This window comes from Hymenobacter defluvii (genome assembly GCF_017589435.1).
Taxonomy (GTDB): domain Bacteria; phylum Bacteroidota; class Bacteroidia; order Cytophagales; family Hymenobacteraceae; genus Hymenobacter; species Hymenobacter profundi.
In genome coordinates this window covers 1-348 of the sequence record NZ_JAGETX010000129.1, presented here as the reverse complement: position 1 = coordinate 348, position 348 = coordinate 1, and the positions used below count along the sequence as shown (strand labels likewise).

The window sequence follows — 348 nt, the reverse complement described above, 5'->3', positions numbered from 1 at the left end:
TCTATAAGGTTATAGATAACATTCATCGCTTCCACCTGGCTTCCTAACTCTTCCCGCTTCCTCCAAACATCTTTAGTAAACCGGTAGGGGTCTTTATCATGTAAGTCGTCATCAATACGCCGTAGGGTATGAGATTTGACAAGCTCTTGGAAGAGCTCTGTATAGACTGGTTTCTGAGTATAGTAAGCTTTGAATTTAAACTCTCTTTCCTCGACGTTAAATTCAATGTCTAGAAACTCCCAGAATGGTATTTCTTCTTCTATATCGATGCCTTCATACTGCGCTTTAGATTTCCGCAGGTCTTGTTCAATACTACGCATGTAGCTCATGACAAACACGTCCTTGAGG

At 41.1% G+C, this 348-nt stretch carries 1 protein-coding gene; it reads right to left on the bottom strand.

Annotated features, from left to right (window positions below; genetic code table 11):
* Positions 1-320 (bottom strand): hypothetical protein (locus J4D97_RS23320; RefSeq protein WP_208309669.1); only part of this gene is annotated, 320 nt, incomplete at its 3' end.
* Positions 321-348 lie beyond the last annotated feature (28 nt).